Source organism: Streptomyces sp. NBC_00775 (assembly GCF_036347135.1).
Lineage (GTDB): Bacteria > Actinomycetota > Actinomycetes > Streptomycetales > Streptomycetaceae > Streptomyces > Streptomyces lutosisoli.
Window position 1 is genome coordinate 7485854 of sequence record NZ_CP108938.1, and the last position, 15998, is coordinate 7501851.

Consider the following 15998-nt stretch of genomic DNA (forward strand, 5'->3'; position numbering starts at 1 on the left):
ACCTGACCTCCGGACCGGGGCTCGCTGTTTCAGCCAGGTGTGGCAGACTCGCGGGCCGACACACGCCTGTTCGGGGGAGAAGCGCATGTATCCAGGTCAGCAACAAGGTCCCTACCCGCCGCAGCAGCCGGGTCCGTACGGCGGCCAGCAGGGCCCGTATCAGGGGCAGCAGGGCCCGCCTCAGGGCCAGCAGCCCTACTACCCGCCCCAGCAGCAGGCTCCGTACCCGCCCCAGCAGGGATACCCTCAGCAGCCGTACCCGCCCCAGCAGGCGTACCAGCCCTACCCGCCGCAACAGCAGGGGTACCCCCAGCAGCCGATGGCCCCCCAACAGAACCTGGGCGAGGGCCAGATGGCGCTGGACCCGAATCTGAGCGCGGGCCAGCGCGAGCTGGTGGTGCAGATCCAGAAGACCACCAAGGTGTACGCGTACGGATTCGTCCTGGGCATCCCGCTGACCTTCGGCGGCGCCCACTACGGCATCACCGAGAAGCCGATCGGCTTCGCGGGCACCGCGCTCGGCCTCGCCGGCCTGGTCGTCGGCGTCCTCTCGCTGCTGAAGGCGCGGGGCCTCAAGGAGCAGCTGCGCCGGCTCACCCCGGACGCCTGGCGCTCCCCGGCCGCGCATCTGCCCAGCGCCCGCAAGGCGGCCACACAGGCCGCGTACGTCAATGGCGTCCTCGTCCTGCTGTCCCTGGGCGCTGTCGGCTATCTGCTCGTCAAGGGCGCCGACTGGGGCGCGTACGGGAACTCGCTCGGCTTCGGCGGCCTGATGCTCGCCGCGTTCATCCCGCTCGGCATGGGGATCGCCGCCGCGACGACCATCCCCCAGCTGCTCCAGGTCGTCCCGGCCGGTGCCAGGGTCGGCCAGAGCCTGTACTCGGTCATCATGGGGCTGGGGGCGCTGATCCTGTTCAACGGGATCAAGGGCTTCGATCCGCTCCCCATCGCCATCGGCGGCACCGTCACCGCGATCTGCCTGGGCGCCATGTCCGTCCTCGGCAAGGCGACCAAGCGGATGCGCGGCGAGAACGCGTAGCCTCCGGAACCGAGCGGTCTCGGGGACCGCTCAGTCACGCACGGCGAATCCGAACACGGTCGCCGACCTGTACACCCCGCCCGGCCGCAGTTCCGTACTCGGGAACTCCGGCCGGTTCGGGGAGTCGGGGAAGTGCTGGGTCTCCAGGGCGATGCCGTCGCCGGGCGCGTACGGCAGCGAGTCGTCGAGGTGGTCGGCGGTGTAGAGCTGCATCCCGGGTTCGGTGGTCGCCATGGTGAGCACGCGCCCGGAGGCGGGGTCGTACAACTCGGCGATCTCCAGGGGGGTTTCGCCGATCCCCTTGTCGAGCACGAAGTTGTGGTCGTACCCCGCGCCGACCTTCCGCGCCTGCCGGAAGTCGAACCGCGTGCCCTCGACGGAGGCGAACTCCCCGGTCGGGATCAGATCCGCGTCCACCGGCGTCAACCGGGAAGCGTCGAGGCGGAGTTCATGCCCGCCCGCACTGCCCGAGCCGCTCAGGTTCCAGTACGTGTGGTGCGTCAGGTTCACCACGGTCGGCGCGTCGGTGACCGCCTCGTACGCGATCCGCAGCGCGCCGCCCTCGTCGAGCGTGTACGTCGCAGAGACCTCCAGGCGGCCCGGGAAGCCCTCCTCGCCGTGCGGACTGATCCGGGTGAGCCGCACCCCGTGTCCGACCGGCTCCGCGTCCCACACGCGCTTGTCGAAGCCACCGCTGCCGCCGTGCAGGGAGTTCGGCCCGTTGTTCGGCTCCAGGTGATAGGTCACCCCGTCGAGCGAGAAGCGGGCGCCCCCGATCCGGTTCGCGTACCGGCCGACCAGCGCCCCGAAGTACGGCTCCGGATGGGCGACGTAACCCGCCAGGTCCGGGAAGCCCAGCACCACGTCCACGACCCGCCCGTCCCGGTCCGGGACCTCGACCGACTGCACGATCCCGCCGTACGTGAGCACACGCACCCGGACCCCGGCCCGCTCCAGCGTCCAGCGGTGGACGGGGGTGCCGTCGGAAAGTGTGCCGAAAAGTTCGCTCATGAGGGAAACCCTAGGTCACGGGCCTGCGTGCGGTGACGGTGCGGTAGGCGATCTCGGCGAGCCGCGCCTGTCCGTCCTTGCTCGGGTGGAACCAGTCCCAGTGACTCAACTGATCCGTACCGAAGCGGTAGTCGAAGACCGCGCCCCCGTCGAAGCGGCAGCGCCGGTCCTGGGCGCACACGTCCTCAAGGACCTTGTTGTACGCCTCCACCCGGTCCTGCACCTTGCCGCGCCGCAGCGTCGCCGCCGTGTCCAGGGCGTCCGGGTCGCCCAGCATCGAGGGGCAGATGCCCAGCTTCCAGACCTGCTTGCCGAGCTGGTTGGTGCGGCCCTGGGACCACAGCCGCTTCAGGTCCGGCACGCTCGACACGTACACCTGAGTCTTGGGCAGGGCACTGCGCAGCGTGTCCATCGCGTCCTCGAACTCGGCGCGGAAGTCGGCCACGGAGGTCATCGCCGACGCGGACGAGCGGCAGGCGTCGTTGGCGCCCGCCATCACCGTGACCAGCTCCGGCTTCCTCGTCGCCGCCTGCGCCATCTGCCCGGGCAGGTCCGCCATCCGCGCGCCGGTCACCGCGTAGTTCCAACTGTGCGTGGCGGCCCCGGCCTTCCCGAGCAGCCGTACGGCGAGACTGTTGACCTGAGTGTCGCTGCCGGTCGCCCAGGACACCTCGGGGCAGTCGGACAGCACGGTGCACGCGTCGAAGCCGCGGGTGATGGAGTCACCGACCGCGGCGACGGATTCCGGGCTGCGGTCCCAGGTGGGCGTGGGTTTGAGGGAGGGCAGCCCCTTCGCGGTGGTGCCTCTTGGCGCGGGGGAGTTGCCACCGGTGGCGTCGCACCCGGCGACACCCAGAAGAGCCGCCACCGCGATGGCGAGGACGGCCCGTGAACGGTGACTGCGGTTCCGCATCCCCTGGTCCCCTCGTTCGTTGTGCAGGGTTGATCAGCACCCGTTGGACACGACTGGTCGGCATCGCGTCGGACACGGTCGGTCAGCACCGCGTCCCCATGGGTGAAACCTCAGTGTTTCTGGGCGCTGGGACCGACGGTACGTCACACTCCTTGCGCCGCCGCACGGTAGCCTCGCCCCGTGGCCGCCCTGCCACTGCCGTTCCGCTAAGTTACAAGATGTCTCGCTCTGTCCGGAGGCCCCAGTGACGACACGTGGAGTTCTCTACGTGCACTCCGCGCCCCGCGCGCTGTGCCCGCACGTCGAGTGGGCGGTCGCGGGGGTGCTCGGCACGCGCGTGAACCTCGACTGGATCCGGCAGCCCGCCGCGCCGGGCACCTGGAGATCCGAGTTCTCCTGGAAGGGCGAGGTCGGCACCGCCTCCAAGCTCGCCTCCGCGCTGCGCGGCTGGCACCTGATGCGCTTCGAGGTCACCGCCGAACCGTGCCCCACCGCCGAGGGCGAGCGCTACAGCTGCACCCCCGAACTGGGCATCTTCCACGCGGTCACCGGCATCCACGGCGACATCCTCATCCCCGAGGACCGCCTCCGCGCCGCGCTCCTCCGCTCCCAGCGTGGCGAGACGGACCTGGAGTCCGACCTCGCCAAACTCCTGGGCAAGCCCTGGGACGACGAGTTGGAACCCTTCCGCTACGCGGGAGAGGGCGCCCCGGTCCGCTGGCTCCACCAGGTGGTGTGACTTACAGGCGTCTGGCTTTTGACCGCCCTGTGCAGGAGCGCCCCTTTAGGGGCGCGGGGAACTGCGCGACAAGCTCCCACCGGCCCGCACCGAACCCACAAACAGAAGTGGCCCGAACTCCACCAAGGAGTCCGGGCCACAACCGTTCAGTACAGCCAAGCCAAAATCAGACCGTCCGGAACGCCAGCACCACGTTGTGCCCACCAAACCCGAACGAGTCGTTCAGGGCAGCAATGCGGCCCTCGACAGGCAGCTTGCGAGCCTCCCCGCGCACGATGTCGGCGTTCGCCTCGGCCTCGGGGTCGAGGTTGTCGACGTTGATGGTCGGCGGCGCGATCCGGTTGTACAGCGCGAGGACGGACGCGACGGACTCGATGCCGCCCGCACCACCGAGGAGGTGACCGGTCATCGACTTGGTGCCGGAGACCGCGAAGTGGTCGGTGTCGTCGCCGAAGACCTTGCGCAGCGCCTTCAGCTCGGCGACGTCGCCGGCCGGCGTCGAGGTGGCGTGCGCGTTGACGTGCATGATCTCGGCCGGGTCCAGGTCGGTGCTGTCGAGCAGGTTCTGCAACGCCTGCGCGATGCCACGTCCCTCGGGCTCCGGCTGCACGATGTCGTGGCCGTCGGAGGAGATGCCCTGGCCGACCGCTTCCACGTACACCCGGGCACCGCGCGCCGCGGCGTGCTCGGCGGACTCCAGGACGAGGACGCCGGCGCCCTCACCGAGGACGAAGCCGTCGCGGGCGACGTCGTAGGGGCGCGAGGCACCCTGCGGGTCGTCGTTGTTCTTGGACATCGCCATCATGTTGCCGAACGCGGCGATGGGCAGCGGGTGGATGGCCGCCTCGGTGCCACCGGCGACGACGACGTCGGCACGGCCGGTGCGGATCATCTCGATGGCGTAGCCGATGGCCTCGGCGCCCGACGCGCAGGCGGAGACCGGCGTGTGCACACCGGCGCGGGCGCCGACGAGCAGACCCACGTTGGCGGACGGGCCGTTGGGCATCAGCATCGGCACGGTGTGCGGGGAGACACGGCGTACGCCCTTCTCCTTCAGCACGTCGTACTGGTCGAGCAGGGTCGTCACGCCGCCGATGCCGGAGGCGATGACGGCGCCGAGCCGGTCGGGGTCGACGCTGGTGTCCTCGCCCGCCTTGTCGGTGAAACCGGCGTCCGCCCAGGCCTCCTTGGCCGCGATCAGCGCGAACTGCGCCGAGCGGTCGAGGCGGCGGGCCTGCGGGCGGGGAATGACCTCGCCCGGCTCCACGGCGATCTGGGCCGCGATACGGACCGCCTGGTCGGCGGCCCACTCCTGCTCGAGAGGACGGACACCGGACTTGCCGGCGACCAGGCCCTCCCAGGTAGAGGCTGCGTCGCCACCCAGCGGTGTGGTTGCGCCGATACCGGTGACGACCACGGTGCGATTGGTCGGGCTCACGGGAATTCTTTCTCCAACGGATACGAGGATTCAGCGGCGCCACCGCCGGGTGGCGGGGCATCAGCCCAGGTGAACCAGGGCACACGGCCCAGGCGAACCAGGGCGCTCAGCCCAGGTGATCGGAAGATCAGGCCTGGTGCTTGAGGATGTAGGAGGTCGCGTCGCCGACCGTCTTGAGGTTCTTGACGTCGTCGTCCGGGATCTTGACGTCGAAGCGCTCTTCGGCGGCGACGACGACCTCGACCATGGACAGCGAGTCGACGTCCAGGTCGTCGGTGAAGGACTTGTCCAGCTGGACGTCCTCGACCGGGATGCCGGCGATCTCGTTGACGATGTCGGCGAGACCTTCGACGATCTCTTCCTGCGTGGCGGCCATGTCAGGCGCTCCTTCGGTATGTATCCAGAGGGTGTGGCGGTACTCCGGCCGGAAAGATCCGGACGGTGTGCCTAGGGGAGGGTAACGACCGTGGCGGCGTACACGAGACCCGCCCCGAAGCCGATGACGAGCGCGGTGTCGCCGCTCTTCGCCTCGCCGGTAGCCAGGAGCCGCTCCATCGCGAGCGGGATCGAGGCGGCCGACGTGTTGCCGGTGGTGCGTACGTCGCGGGCGACCGTGACATGCGCCGGCAGTTTCAGTGTCTTCACCATCGAGTCGATGATCCGCTCGTTGGCCTGGTGGGGAATGAAGACATCCAGGTCGTCCGAGGTGATTCCGGCCGCGTCCAGCGCCTGCTGGGCGACCTTCGCCATCTCGAACACGGCCCAGCGGAACACCGCCTGGCCCTCCTGCGTGATCGCAGGGAACTTGATCTCGCCCTTGGAGTCGAGCGGAAGGGCGGAGATGTCACCGTTGCGGAACTGGTCCCACGGCACGGTCTGCTTGATCGTGCCCGCCTTGTCACCCTCGCTGCCCCACACGGTCGGGCCGATGTGCGGCTCGTCCGAGGGGCCCACGACGACCGCGCCCGCGCCGTCACCGAACAGGAAGGCCGTCGCACGGTCCTCCAGGTCGGTGAGGTCGGAAAGGCGCTCGACGCCGATGACGAGGACGTACTCCGCGGAACCCTCGACGACCATGCCCTTGGCGAGGGTGAGGCCGTAGCCGAAGCCCGCGCAGCCGGCCGAGATGTCGAAGGCGGCGGCCTTGTTCGTGCCGAGCTTGTCGGCGATCTCGGTGGCGACGGCCGGGGTCTGGCTGAAGTGCGACACGGTGGAGACGACCACGGCGCCGATCTGGTCGGCGTTGATCCCGGCGTCGGCGATGGCCTTGCCGGACGCCTCGATCGACATCGCGGCGACGGTCTCCTCGTCGTTCGCCCAGTGCCGGGTCTCGATGCCCGAGCGCGAACGGATCCACTCGTCGGACGAGTCGATCGTCTCCAGGATCACCTCGTTGGGCACGACCCGGACGGGGCGGTAGCCGCCGACGCCGAGGATGCGTGCGAAAGGAGCGCCCTTGGGTGCCTTGATCTTCGACATTCTCCGGGGCTCCTTACGCCGCGCTGTGCTCGGCGATGAGCTCGCGAGCCGCGTCGAGGTCGTCGGGGGTCTTCAGCGCCAGCGTCTTGACGCCGGGCAGGGCGCGCTTGGCGAGACCGGTGAGGGTGCCGCCGGGGCACACCTCGACCAGCGCGGTCACGCCGAGCTCCTTGAAGGTCTCCATGCACAGGTCCCAGCGGACCGGGTTGGCGACCTGGCCGACCAGGCGCGCGAGGACCTCGGAACCGGTGTCGACCGTCCGGCCGTCCTTGTTCGAGACGTACGTGATCTTCGGGTCGCCGGGCGACAGCTCCGCGGCGGCCTCGGCCAGCACGTCGACCGCCGGGGTCATGTGGTGCGTGTGGAACGCGCCGGCGACCTTCAGGGCCACTACACGGCGTACGCCCTCGGGCTTGTCGGCCTCCAGGGCGGCCAGCTGCTCCATCGTGCCGGCGGCCACGATCTGGCCCGCGCCGTTCACGTTCGCCGGGGTCAGGCCCAGCTTCTCCAGGTGCGGAACCGTCGTCTCCGGGTCTCCGCCGAGCAGCGCCGACATACCGGTCTGCGTGATCGCGGCGGCCTCGGCCATCGCCAGGCCCCGCTTGCGGACGAGCCGCAGGGCGGCGGTGTCGTCGAGCACTCCCGCGAAGGCGGCGGCGGTGATCTCGCCGACGCTGTGGCCCGCGACGGCACCGGGAGCAATGTCACCCAGTGCCGCGGCCGACAGGAGTCCGGCGGCGACGAGGAGCGGCTGCGCGACAGCCGTGTCCCGGATCTGGTCCGCGTCGGCCTGCGTGCCGTAGTGGGCAAGGTCGAGCCCGATGGCGTCCGACCACGCGGCGAGGCGGTCGGCGGCGCCGGGGAGGTCGAGCCAAGGAGTCAGGAAGCCGGGCGTCTGAGCGCCCTGGCCGGGAGCGACGAGTACGAGCACTCTCACACTCTCTCTTGTGGACGGCCACGACCGCCCGTGGGGACAGGGACGAAGAACACGAGGGGGAATTGTAGGTCCCCGACAAAAGCCTAGGTTTGCGGATCTCCATCGGCCAGACGCCCCAGGATCAGCGCGATTCGCAGTGTGAAGGCGGAGCGTACATCCGAAGGCGACCATCCGGTGACGTCAGTCACACGTCGGAGCCGGTAGCGCACGGTGTTGGGGTGAACGAAGAGCATCCGGGCAGCGCCTTCGAGGCTGCTCGCCTGTTCCAGATAGACGGCGAGCGTCTCCAGCAGAGCGGAGCCGGCCTCCTCCAGCGGTCTGTAGATCTCCTCCACCAGCTGCTCGCGGGCGGACGGGTCTCCGGCGATCGCGCGCTCCGGCAGCAGATCGTCCGCGAGAACCGGCCGCGGGGCGTCCTGCCAGGCGAAACACGCCTTGAGCCCGGCGGCGGCGGCCTGCGCGGAGCGGGTCGCGGCGAGCAGATCGGGCACGATCGGCCCGGCGACGACGGGTCCCGCCGCGTACGGCCCGATCAGCGACTTGGCGACGGCGATCGGGTTGTCGCTGCCGCCGGCGATGACGACGAGCCGGTCCCCGAGCACACCGGTCAGTACTTGCAGCTTGGCGTGCCGGGCGGCCCGCCGGATGGCCTCGACGGTCAGTTCGCTGTCACCGTCGGGCGCCGTACCCAGCACCACGCAGACATGTTCGGGAGAGTTCCAGCCGAGAGCGGCGGCGCGGGAGACGGCGCCCTCGTCGGCCTCGCCGGAGAGCACCGCGTTCACGACGAGGGATTCCAGCCGGGCGTCCCAGGCACCCCGTGCCTCGGCCGCCTGCGCGTACACCTGGGCGGTGGCGAAGGCGATCTCGCGGGCGTACACGAGCAGGGCCTCGCGCAGCACGTTCTCGTCACCGGGGGCGGCCACCTCGTCGATGGCGCTCTCCATGACTTCGATGGTGGTGCGCACCATCTCGACGGTCTGGCGCAGGGTGATCGCCCTGGTCAGCTCGCGTGGCGCGGTCCCGAACACATCGGTGGAGATGGCCTGGGGGGCGTCGGGATGCCGGAACCACTCGGTGAAGGCCGCGATACCGGCCTGGGCGACGAGACCGATCCAGGAGCGGTTCTCCGGGGGCATGGCCCGGTACCACGGCAGCGTCTCGTCCATCCGCGCGATCGCCTGGGCGGCGAGACTGCCGGACGACTTCTCCAGCCGCTTGAGGGTCGCGGTGTGCGCGTGGATGTCGCGCACTCGGCGCTCGGTGTTGCTGGATTCGGGTTCGGGCACGGGACAAGACTGCCTTATCAGGACGGAGGTGTGCGGCGGCGGGTCGCAAGTAAGCGCGGGGTACAGCGCCGGGCCGGGGCTACGGTGGTGGATGTGATGGATGTCCGCCGCGCCGAAGAGCGCTACCGCGGAGGGGACCCGGCGGCCGGGATCTCCTCGCTGCACGCCTTTTCCTTCGGCCCGCACTACGACCCGGACAACCTCCGCTTCGGCGCGGTGATCGCCTGCAACGAAGAGTGGCTCGCTCCCGGCGCCGGCTTCGACGAGCACCCGCACAGCCACACCGAGATCATCACGTGGGTGGTCGAGGGCGAGCTCACCCACCGGGACTCGGCCGGGCACGAGTCGGTGGTCCGCCCCGGCGACGTCCAGCGCCTCAGCTCGGCGGGCGGCGTCCGCCACGTGGAACGCAATGACGGCCCGGAGCCGCTCACCTTCGTCCAGATGTGGCTGGCCCCGCTCACGCCGGGCGGAGATCCGTCCTACGAGATCGTCCACGGCATCGCGGACTCCACGCCGTACGCCGTCCCGGAGGCGGGCGCCATGCTCCACGTACGCCGCCTGACGGCGGGGGAGCGGACGGCACTTCCCGACGCGCCCTTCGTGTACGTCCATGTCGTCCGCGGTGAGATCAAGCTGGACGGCGAGGAGCTGGGACCGGGCGACGCGGCCCGCATCACGGACGCCAAGGACTGGGAGGTGCTGGCGGGCTCTCCGGCGGAGCTGCTGCTGTGGGAGATGGCGGCGGGCTGACGCGCGGGCGTCACCCCAGGGCGTCGATCTCGCGGGTGAGCCGGGCGCCCTCGCGGGCCATGATCTCCGGGTCGCGCAGGGCGTTGGAGAGCAGGGACATGCCCTGGTAGGCGCCGACGAGCGCCAGCGCGTGACCCTCGGGGTCGGCCACCCCGAGGTGGCGGTACTGCAGTGCCACCCAGTCCAGCAGTCGCCGGATGACGCGGCCCGCCGAGAGGTCGAGGCCACCCTCGCTCCGCTTGCCGAGCTCCGCGGCGAGGGTGCCCGTGGGGCAGCCGTAGCGCGCCGCGGTGTCGCGCTGCTCGACCCAGGCGTCGATGAGCCCCTTGAGGCGTTCGCGCGGGTCGGGGAGCTGGTCCAGCCGGCCGGTGAGGGTCTCCAGGTGGCTGACGTGCTCGGAGAGGGCTGCCTCGACCAGCTCGTCCTTGGTCTTGAAGTAGTAGTACACGTTGCCCGCCGGGACATCGGCGGCGCGGGCGATGTCGGCGATGGTCGTGCGCTCCACGCCCTGCTCGTGCAGGACCCGGGCCGCGGCCGCCGTCAGCTGCTGCCGTTTGCCGGCCGCCCTGGCCTTCGCCCTGGCCTTCGTGGGAGGGCGCCCGGAATCCGTTGAGTCAGTCACCCGACTAACTATAGACAGCCGAGGGTCGGCCTGTGCTAGCGTCCTGTCCATCGAGTTAGTCAGTCAACTAACTAACTTAATTCGCGACCGGGGAGATCGACATGTTCGTGGTGACAGGTGCGACCGGAAACGTCGGGCAGGCGCTGGTACGGATGCTCGCCGAGGCCCGGCTGCCGGTGACGGCGGTGGCCCGGCACATCACCCAGGCCGATGTGCCGCCGGAGGTCCGCGCGGTGGCCGCCGACCTGGCCGAACCGGCCGGCCTCGGGGCCGCGTTCGAGGGCGGCAAGGCGCTGTTCCTGCTGGTGGCCGGCGAGGACCCGCACGGCATTCTGGACGCGGCGAAGACCGCCGGGATCCGCAAGGTGGTGCTGCTGTCCACCCAGGGCGTGGGGACCCGCCCGGAGGCATACCGGCACCCCGCCCTGTTCGAGGCGGCCGTACAGCACTCAGGGCTCGACTGGACGGTCCTGAGGTCGGGCGGGATGGCCACCAACGCCTTCGCGTGGGCCGAGTCGATCCGCGCCGGGCGGGAGGCCGCGGCGCCGTTCGGTGATGTCGGGCTGCCCTTCGTCGACCCCGCCGACGTGGCCGCGGTCGCCGCCGCCGCCCTGCGGCCGGGCGCCCACCTCGGGGCCACCTACACCCTGACCGGCCCCGCGGCGACCACCCCGCGCGAGCGGGCGGCCGCGATCGCGACCGCGCTGGGCGAACCGGTGCGCTTCACCGAACAGACCCGCGCGGAGGCCCGGGAACTGATGTCGCGGTTCATGCCGCCGCCCGTGGTCGAAGGCACCCTGGCCATCCTGGGCACACCGACCGAGGACGAGCAGCAGGTCAGCCCCGATGTCGAACGCGTCCTGGGCCGCGCCCCGGGCAGCTTCGCGGCCTGGGCCGAACGCAACGCCACGGCGTTCCGGTGACCGTGCGGTGGCCGCCCTGATCACTCACCCGCCTCAACCTCCACCAGGAGACCCGACCATGCCCGTTCAGCACATCCTCGGCTCGACCATGCACCACCGGGAGTCCGGCACCGGGGCGCCGATCGTCTTCCTGCACGGCAACCCGACCTCGTCGTACCTGTGGCGGCACGTCATGCCGGCCGTGGGGGCCGGACGGCTGCTGGCCCCCGACCTCATCGGCATGGGCGAGTCGGGCAAGCCCGCCCTCGACTACACCTTCGCCGACCACGCCGACTACCTGGACGCCTGGTTCGACGCGCTCGACCTCCGGGACGTGATCCTCGTCGGGCACGACTGGGGCGGCGCCCTGGCCTTCGACTGGGCCGCGCGTCACCCGGACCGGGTGCGCGGCATCGCGTTCACCGAGACCATCGTCAAGCCGATGACCTGGGAGGAGTTCCCCGAAGGAGGCCGAGAGCTGTTCCGGGCGATCAAAGCGGACGGCATCGGCGAGGCCATGATCCTCGACGAGAACGCCTTCATCGAGCAGGCCCTGCCCGCCGCCTCCGCCACACCGCTCGCGCAGGGCGACCTCGACGTCTACCGCAAGCCCTACCCCACCCCGGAGAGCAGGCGGCCACTCCTGAGGTGGGCGCGCTCGATGCCGCTGGGCGGCGAACCCGCCGACGTCGTGGCCAGGGCCGAGGCGTACGGCCGGTGGCTGAAGGCGAGTCCGGACGTGCCCAAGCTCCTGCTCACGTTCGCGCCCGGGCCGGGCGCGATGATGCACGAGGACATCGTCGCGTGGTGCGCCGAGAACATCGCCGCCCTGGAGACCGAACACTCCGAGGCGATCGCCGGGCACCACACACCGGAGGACCAGCCGGCACTGATCGCCTCGGCGCTGTCGGCCTGGGCGGACCGGAACGGCCTGCGCCGCGGGTGAGTCCGGAGCGGTCCGCGTCAGGCGGCGGCGAGCTCCGCCAGCACCGCGTCGGTGAACGGCGACCAGGCCTCGACGGCCCACGGGCCGAAGGCGCGGTCGGTCAGCGCGACGCACGCGGCGCCCACGACCGGGTCGATCCACAGGAACGTACCGGACTGCCCGAAGTGCCCGAAGGTCCGCGGCGAGGACGAACTCCCCGTCCAGTGCGGCGACTTGGAGTCGCGGATCTCGAAGCCGAGCCCCCAGTCGTTGGGGTTCTGGTGCCCGTACCCCGGCAGCACACCCTTCGTGCCGGGGTACTGGACGGTCATCGCCTCCGCGACCGTACGCGGGTCGAGGAGCCGCGGTGCCTGCACCTCGGCGGCGAACCGCACCAGGTCGTCCACCGTCGAGACGCCGTCCTTGGCGGGCGACCCGTCCAGCGCGGTCGAGGTCATGCCCAGCGGTTCCAGCACCGCCTGTCGCAGATACTCCGGGAAGGGAATGTCCGTCGCCTTGGCGATGTGGTCCCCGAGCACCTCGAACCCGGCGTTCGAGTACAGCCGCCGCTCCCCGGGCGCCGACGTCACCCGGTGCTCGTCGAAGGCGAGCCCGGAGGTGTGCGCGAGGAGATGACGGACCGTCGAACCGGCCGGACCCGCCGGCTCGTCGAGCTCGATCGCCCCCTCCTCGTACGCGATGAGCGCGGCGTACGCGGCGAGCGGCTTGGTGACGGAGGCGAGCGGGAAGCGGTGCGCCACCGGCCCATGGGCCCCGAGCACCGTGCCGTCCGCGCGGACGACGGCCGCCGCGGCCGTGGGAACGGGCCAGTTCTCGATCAACGCCAGGCTCTGCAAGGACATGGTGACGAGCCTAAGCGGCTCAGAGGTCGAGCCGCATCGAGGGGTCCCGCTTGCGGACGAACCCGAGGGAGGCGTACAGCGGCTCGGCCTCGGTGGACGCGTTGAGGTCGACCTGCGCCACGCCCCGCTCGCGGAACCACTCCAGGAGCGTCTCCATGCACGCGCGGGCGTAACCGCGGCGCCGCGCGTCCGGGTCGGTGGCGACGCTGAAGACATGGCCCACCGCGCCGTGCGGATTGCCCGCGCGCCCGATCCGGTACTCGACCGTCCCGACGACGAGCGCCCCGAGCGCGTCCGGCCGGCCGGGATGGTCGACGACGAAGGCCACGAAGTCTCCGTCGGGATCGGCGAGCTTGCCGCGTATGGTCGGCAGTGACTCCGCGTGCCACTCGCTGGAGCTTGCGGAGCCGTCCGTGGCGAAGACCGCGTCGATCATCACCTGACGCAGGCGCAGCACTTCCTCGGCGTCCTCGGGCAGGGCACGGCGTACGAGACTCATGAGCCGCACCGTAGCCACCGGGGCCTCGCCAGGTCCTCGGATTTTCGGCGGATTCCGCTTGCTTGGAGTGCACTCCAAGGTTTTAGCGTGGGGTTCATGACGGTGATGGAGACCACGGCCGAGCCCGCCGAGACCGGCGCCGGCACCAGGACCGACATCTGCGCGGCGCCGCCCGACCGGCACCGGCGTCCCGACGGTCAGGACAACTACACGATCAGCGAGGTCGTCGCCTTCACCGGCCTCACCGCTCACACCCTGCGCTGGTACGAGCGGATCGGGCTGATGCCGCACATCGACCGCTCGCACACCGGCCAGCGCCGCTACTGCAACCGAGACCTGGACTGGCTGAGCCTGGTCGGCAAGCTCCGGCTCACCGGAATGCCGGTCGCCGACATGGTGCGGTACGCGGAAATGGTGCGCGAGGGCGACCACACCTTCATCGAGCGCTACGAGCTCCTGGAGGCGACCCGCCGGGACGTCAAGGCCCGGATCGCGGAGCTCCAGGACACGCTCGCGGTGCTCGACCACAAGATCACTTTCTACGCGGACGCCGGGCGGGCCCTGGCGTCGGAGAGGTCCCGATGACGGACGGCGGAATCGCGAAGGCACGGCTCGGTACCGGGGGCCCGGAGGTCGGCGCACAGGGCCTCGGCTGCATGGGCATGAGCTGGGCGTACGGCCCCGCGGACGCGGACGAGGCCCGGGCGACCCTGGAACGGGCACTGGAGCTGGGCGTCACGCTCTTCGACACGGCGGAGGGCTACGGCGACGGCGAGAACGAGAAGTTCCTGTCGCCGTTCTTCAAGGCGCACCGCGACGAGGTCGTGATCGCGACCAAGTACGGCCTCACGTTCTCGCCGGACGACCGGAGCAAGCGGATCATCCGCAACGACCCGCCGTACATCCGCCGGGCCGTCGAGGGCAGCCTCGGGCGCCTCGGCGTCGACGTGATCGACCTCTACTACATGCACCGGCGCGATGTGAACGTGCCGATCGAGGAGAGCGTCGGAGCCATGGCCGAGCTGGTGCGCGAGGGCAAGGTCAAGCACCTGGGGCTCAGCGAGGTCACCGCCGGGGAGCTGCGCGCCGCCCAGGCCGTACACCCCATCGCGGCCGTGCAGTCGGAGTGGTCCCTGTTCAGCCGCGACATCGAGACGAACGTGGTCCCCGCGGCCCGCGAACTCGGCGTGGCCATGGTCCCCTACGCGCCGCTCGGCCGGGGCTTCCTGACCGGCTCCTTCGCCAACGCCGACAAGGACCTCACGGAGGACGACGCCCGCCGCGCCCACCCCCGCTTCACGGGCGACAACGCGGCCGCGAACGCGACACTCCTGGAGCCGATCCGCACCGTGGCCGAGACCCACGACGCCACACCCGGCCAGATAGCCCTGGCCTGGGTCCAACAACAGGCCACCGTCCACGGATTCACGGTCGTCCCGATCCCCGGCACGACGAAGCGCAGCCGAGTCGAGGAGAACACCGCGGCCACGAGGATCGTCCTCACGGAGGCCGAACTCACCCTGCTGGCCCCGCTCGCGGGCAAGGTGGCAGGCACCCGCTACCCGGACATGACGTTCGCGTCGGCGGGCAGGGAGTAATAGGGGTTTGGCTGGGTCGTCGGGACCAGGAGCTTTGCCGCAACAGGAGGCGCCCCTTTAGGGGCGCGGGGAACTGCGCGACAAGCCCCCACTCACCCGCACCCGACAAACAACTCACAACTCGGCCAACAACTCGGCCTTCTTCACAGAGAATTCCTCGTCCGTGACAAGCCCGGCCTTGTGCAGCTCCCCCAGATGCCGAATCCGCTCAGCAATGTCCGCCGGGTCACGCCGAGCCCCGGCGGACACAGCAGGCACCGCAGACCCCGCGGAGCGCGCGGCCGCCAGCACAGCCGCAGCGAACGGCAGCGACTCATGCACCGGCCCGTACCCGAGCCCGAAGACGACCGCCGCCGGATCCTGGTCGGCCTGGGCGGGCTGCGCGGGCGCGGACGCACGGCGCAGCAGCCGCAGATGACCCTCGAACACCTCGGGGGAGCGCCACTCGACCCCGCTCAGGTCGGCGACCGGGAAGCTCTGGTCGCCGGCCTTCCACTTGGCGGAGGAGGCGCCCGTCCAGAACCACCGGAAGGACACCGACTTGCCGTCGAAGGTCGCCTTCCCGTCGTACGCCTTGAACTGCAGCGGCCCCTCGGGAGGGCTCACCAGAAAGCGCTCGGCGGGTTCGTCGTCCTCGCCGAGCTGCCCGCGCAGTTCGTCCGCGTAGTACTCGGCGAGGGTCTCGCGCTCGGCGGGCAGCACCAGGCGATAGGGGTCGCACCCCTCCTTGAGCTGTCCCGCGGCCGCCTCGACCAGCGGATCGGCGCCGGGCCTCGGCACGGCACGCAGGACGACCGTGCCACGCTTCCCGGGCGTCAGCGTCACCGCCGCGATCGCCTCCAGGGGGATGCGGCGTTCGCCGAGCGCCTGGAACAGCTTCGGCGAACGGATCCCCCGCTCGAAGCGGATGAGCACGGAGTCGGACTCGAACTCCCAGGCGGCATGAAATCCGGCCAGTACGTCACCCATGCGGGCCATCGTATGCGGCACG

The 15998-nt window shown here is 70.8% G+C and carries 18 protein-coding genes; 7 read left to right on the forward strand and 11 right to left on the reverse strand.

Annotated elements, in window-relative coordinates:
* The first annotated feature begins 85 nt into the window (after positions 1-85).
* On the forward strand, positions 86-1039 hold the full coding sequence (locus OIC96_RS33255) for a hypothetical protein (RefSeq protein ID WP_330304311.1): 954 nt from the start codon (positions 86-88) through the stop codon (positions 1037-1039).
* A gap of 30 nt (positions 1040-1069) precedes the next feature.
* Here the strand turns inward: OIC96_RS33255 and OIC96_RS33260 are convergent, their stop codons facing one another.
* On the reverse strand, positions 1070-2050 hold the full coding sequence (locus OIC96_RS33260; RefSeq protein ID WP_330304310.1) for an aldose epimerase family protein: 981 nt from the start codon (positions 2048-2050) through the stop codon (positions 1070-1072).
* A 10-nt stretch (positions 2051-2060) separates the two neighbouring features.
* Positions 2061-2963, reverse strand: a complete 903-nt coding sequence (locus OIC96_RS33265; protein WP_330304309.1) for an SGNH/GDSL hydrolase family protein — start codon at positions 2961-2963, stop codon at positions 2061-2063.
* A 244-nt stretch (positions 2964-3207) separates the two neighbouring features.
* Here OIC96_RS33265 and OIC96_RS33270 point away from each other — a divergent pair, with 244 nt between their 5' ends.
* The gene (locus tag OIC96_RS33270) at positions 3208-3702 is read left to right on the forward strand and encodes a DUF3145 domain-containing protein (protein ID WP_330304308.1); all 495 of its coding nucleotides are present in this window, start codon (positions 3208-3210) and stop codon (positions 3700-3702) included.
* 166 nt (positions 3703-3868) lie between these two features.
* Here OIC96_RS33270 and OIC96_RS33275 read toward each other — a convergent pair whose 3' ends face one another.
* The 5 genes from OIC96_RS33275 to OIC96_RS33295 form a co-directional block, all read right to left on the reverse strand.
* A complete protein-coding gene (locus OIC96_RS33275; protein WP_330304307.1) occupies positions 3869-5140 on the reverse strand; it encodes a beta-ketoacyl-[acyl-carrier-protein] synthase family protein in 1272 nt (423 codons plus the stop codon).
* 127 nt (positions 5141-5267) lie between these two features.
* Positions 5268-5516, reverse strand: a complete 249-nt coding sequence (locus OIC96_RS33280; RefSeq protein WP_327428406.1) for an acyl carrier protein — start codon at positions 5514-5516, stop codon at positions 5268-5270.
* A gap of 71 nt (positions 5517-5587) precedes the next feature.
* Positions 5588-6619 (reverse strand): ketoacyl-ACP synthase III, encoded by a 1032-nt coding sequence (locus OIC96_RS33285; protein WP_330304306.1) that lies wholly within the window; start codon positions 6617-6619, stop codon positions 5588-5590.
* A gap of 13 nt (positions 6620-6632) precedes the next feature.
* Positions 6633-7550, reverse strand: coding sequence for an ACP S-malonyltransferase (locus OIC96_RS33290; RefSeq protein WP_330304305.1), 918 nt, complete (start codon positions 7548-7550; stop codon positions 6633-6635).
* 89 nt (positions 7551-7639) lie between these two features.
* The gene (locus tag OIC96_RS33295) at positions 7640-8845 is read right to left on the reverse strand and encodes a PucR family transcriptional regulator (RefSeq protein ID WP_327428403.1); all 1206 of its coding nucleotides are present in this window, start codon (positions 8843-8845) and stop codon (positions 7640-7642) included.
* 96 nt (positions 8846-8941) lie between these two features.
* On the opposite strand from OIC96_RS33295, the gene OIC96_RS33300 reads away from it, so the two are divergent.
* Entirely contained in the window at positions 8942-9598 is a 657-nt protein-coding gene (locus OIC96_RS33300; protein ID WP_330310078.1) for a pirin family protein, read from the forward strand.
* A 10-nt stretch (positions 9599-9608) separates the two neighbouring features.
* Here the strand turns inward: OIC96_RS33300 and OIC96_RS33305 are convergent, their stop codons facing one another.
* A complete protein-coding gene (locus tag OIC96_RS33305) occupies positions 9609-10220 on the reverse strand; it encodes a TetR/AcrR family transcriptional regulator (protein WP_330304304.1) in 612 nt (203 codons plus the stop codon).
* A 101-nt stretch (positions 10221-10321) separates the two neighbouring features.
* Here OIC96_RS33305 and OIC96_RS33310 point away from each other — a divergent pair, with 101 nt between their 5' ends.
* Together OIC96_RS33310 and OIC96_RS33315 are read left to right on the forward strand one after the other, a co-directional pair.
* The gene (locus OIC96_RS33310) at positions 10322-11143 is read left to right on the forward strand and encodes an NAD(P)H-binding protein (protein WP_330304303.1); all 822 of its coding nucleotides are present in this window, start codon (positions 10322-10324) and stop codon (positions 11141-11143) included.
* A gap of 58 nt (positions 11144-11201) precedes the next feature.
* A complete protein-coding gene (locus OIC96_RS33315; RefSeq protein ID WP_330304302.1) occupies positions 11202-12068 on the forward strand; it encodes a haloalkane dehalogenase in 867 nt (288 codons plus the stop codon).
* Between the two features lie 17 nt (positions 12069-12085).
* Here OIC96_RS33315 and OIC96_RS33320 read toward each other — a convergent pair whose 3' ends face one another.
* Both OIC96_RS33320 and OIC96_RS33325 read right to left on the reverse strand, forming a co-directional pair.
* Positions 12086-12910 (reverse strand): serine hydrolase domain-containing protein, encoded by an 825-nt coding sequence (locus tag OIC96_RS33320; RefSeq protein WP_330304301.1) that lies wholly within the window; start codon positions 12908-12910, stop codon positions 12086-12088.
* 19 nt (positions 12911-12929) lie between these two features.
* Complete coding sequence (locus OIC96_RS33325) at positions 12930-13409, reverse strand: GNAT family N-acetyltransferase (protein WP_330304300.1); 480 nt, start codon at positions 13407-13409, stop codon at positions 12930-12932.
* Positions 13410-13505: 96 nt separating this feature from the next.
* Here OIC96_RS33325 and OIC96_RS33330 point away from each other — a divergent pair, with 96 nt between their 5' ends.
* Together OIC96_RS33330 and OIC96_RS33335 are read left to right on the forward strand one after the other, a co-directional pair.
* Entirely contained in the window at positions 13506-13994 is a 489-nt protein-coding gene (locus OIC96_RS33330) for a MerR family transcriptional regulator (protein ID WP_330304299.1), read from the forward strand.
* Positions 13991-15007 (forward strand): aldo/keto reductase, encoded by a 1017-nt coding sequence (locus OIC96_RS33335; RefSeq protein ID WP_330304298.1) that lies wholly within the window; start codon positions 13991-13993, stop codon positions 15005-15007. The genes OIC96_RS33330 and OIC96_RS33335 overlap by 4 nt, the downstream gene beginning before the upstream one ends.
* A 114-nt stretch (positions 15008-15121) precedes the next feature.
* On the opposite strand, the gene OIC96_RS33340 is transcribed toward OIC96_RS33335, so the two are convergent.
* Entirely contained in the window at positions 15122-15985 is an 864-nt protein-coding gene (locus OIC96_RS33340; protein WP_330310077.1) for a DUF4429 domain-containing protein, read from the reverse strand.
* Positions 15986-15998 lie beyond the last annotated feature (13 nt).

Excerpts from the sequence above, each read along its gene's own strand:
- OIC96_RS33280 (WP_327428406.1), bottom strand. The coding sequence starts at position 5,516 with ATGGCCGCCACGCAGGAAGAGATCGTCGAAGGTCTCGCCGACATCGTC.
- OIC96_RS33335 (WP_330304298.1), top strand. The coding sequence starts at position 13,991 with ATGACGGACGGCGGAATCGCGAAGGCACGGCTCGGTACCGGGGGCCCG.
- OIC96_RS33325 (WP_330304300.1), bottom strand. The coding sequence starts at position 13,409 with ATGAGTCTCGTACGCCGTGCCCTGCCCGAGGACGCCGAGGAAGTGCTG.
- OIC96_RS33340 (WP_330310077.1), bottom strand. The coding sequence starts at position 15,985 with ATGGCCCGCATGGGTGACGTACTGGCCGGATTTCATGCCGCCTGGGAG.
- OIC96_RS33315 (WP_330304302.1), top strand. The coding sequence starts at position 11,202 with ATGCCCGTTCAGCACATCCTCGGCTCGACCATGCACCACCGGGAGTCC.
- OIC96_RS33265 (WP_330304309.1), bottom strand. The coding sequence starts at position 2,963 with ATGCGGAACCGCAGTCACCGTTCACGGGCCGTCCTCGCCATCGCGGTG.
- OIC96_RS33330 (WP_330304299.1), top strand. The coding sequence starts at position 13,506 with ATGACGGTGATGGAGACCACGGCCGAGCCCGCCGAGACCGGCGCCGGC.
- OIC96_RS33310 (WP_330304303.1), top strand. The coding sequence starts at position 10,322 with ATGTTCGTGGTGACAGGTGCGACCGGAAACGTCGGGCAGGCGCTGGTA.
- OIC96_RS33260 (WP_330304310.1), bottom strand. The coding sequence starts at position 2,050 with ATGAGCGAACTTTTCGGCACACTTTCCGACGGCACCCCCGTCCACCGC.
- OIC96_RS33300 (WP_330310078.1), top strand. The coding sequence starts at position 8,942 with ATGGATGTCCGCCGCGCCGAAGAGCGCTACCGCGGAGGGGACCCGGCG.
- OIC96_RS33255 (WP_330304311.1), top strand. The coding sequence starts at position 86 with ATGTATCCAGGTCAGCAACAAGGTCCCTACCCGCCGCAGCAGCCGGGT.
- OIC96_RS33320 (WP_330304301.1), bottom strand. The coding sequence starts at position 12,910 with ATGTCCTTGCAGAGCCTGGCGTTGATCGAGAACTGGCCCGTTCCCACG.
- OIC96_RS33285 (WP_330304306.1), bottom strand. The coding sequence starts at position 6,619 with ATGTCGAAGATCAAGGCACCCAAGGGCGCTCCTTTCGCACGCATCCTC.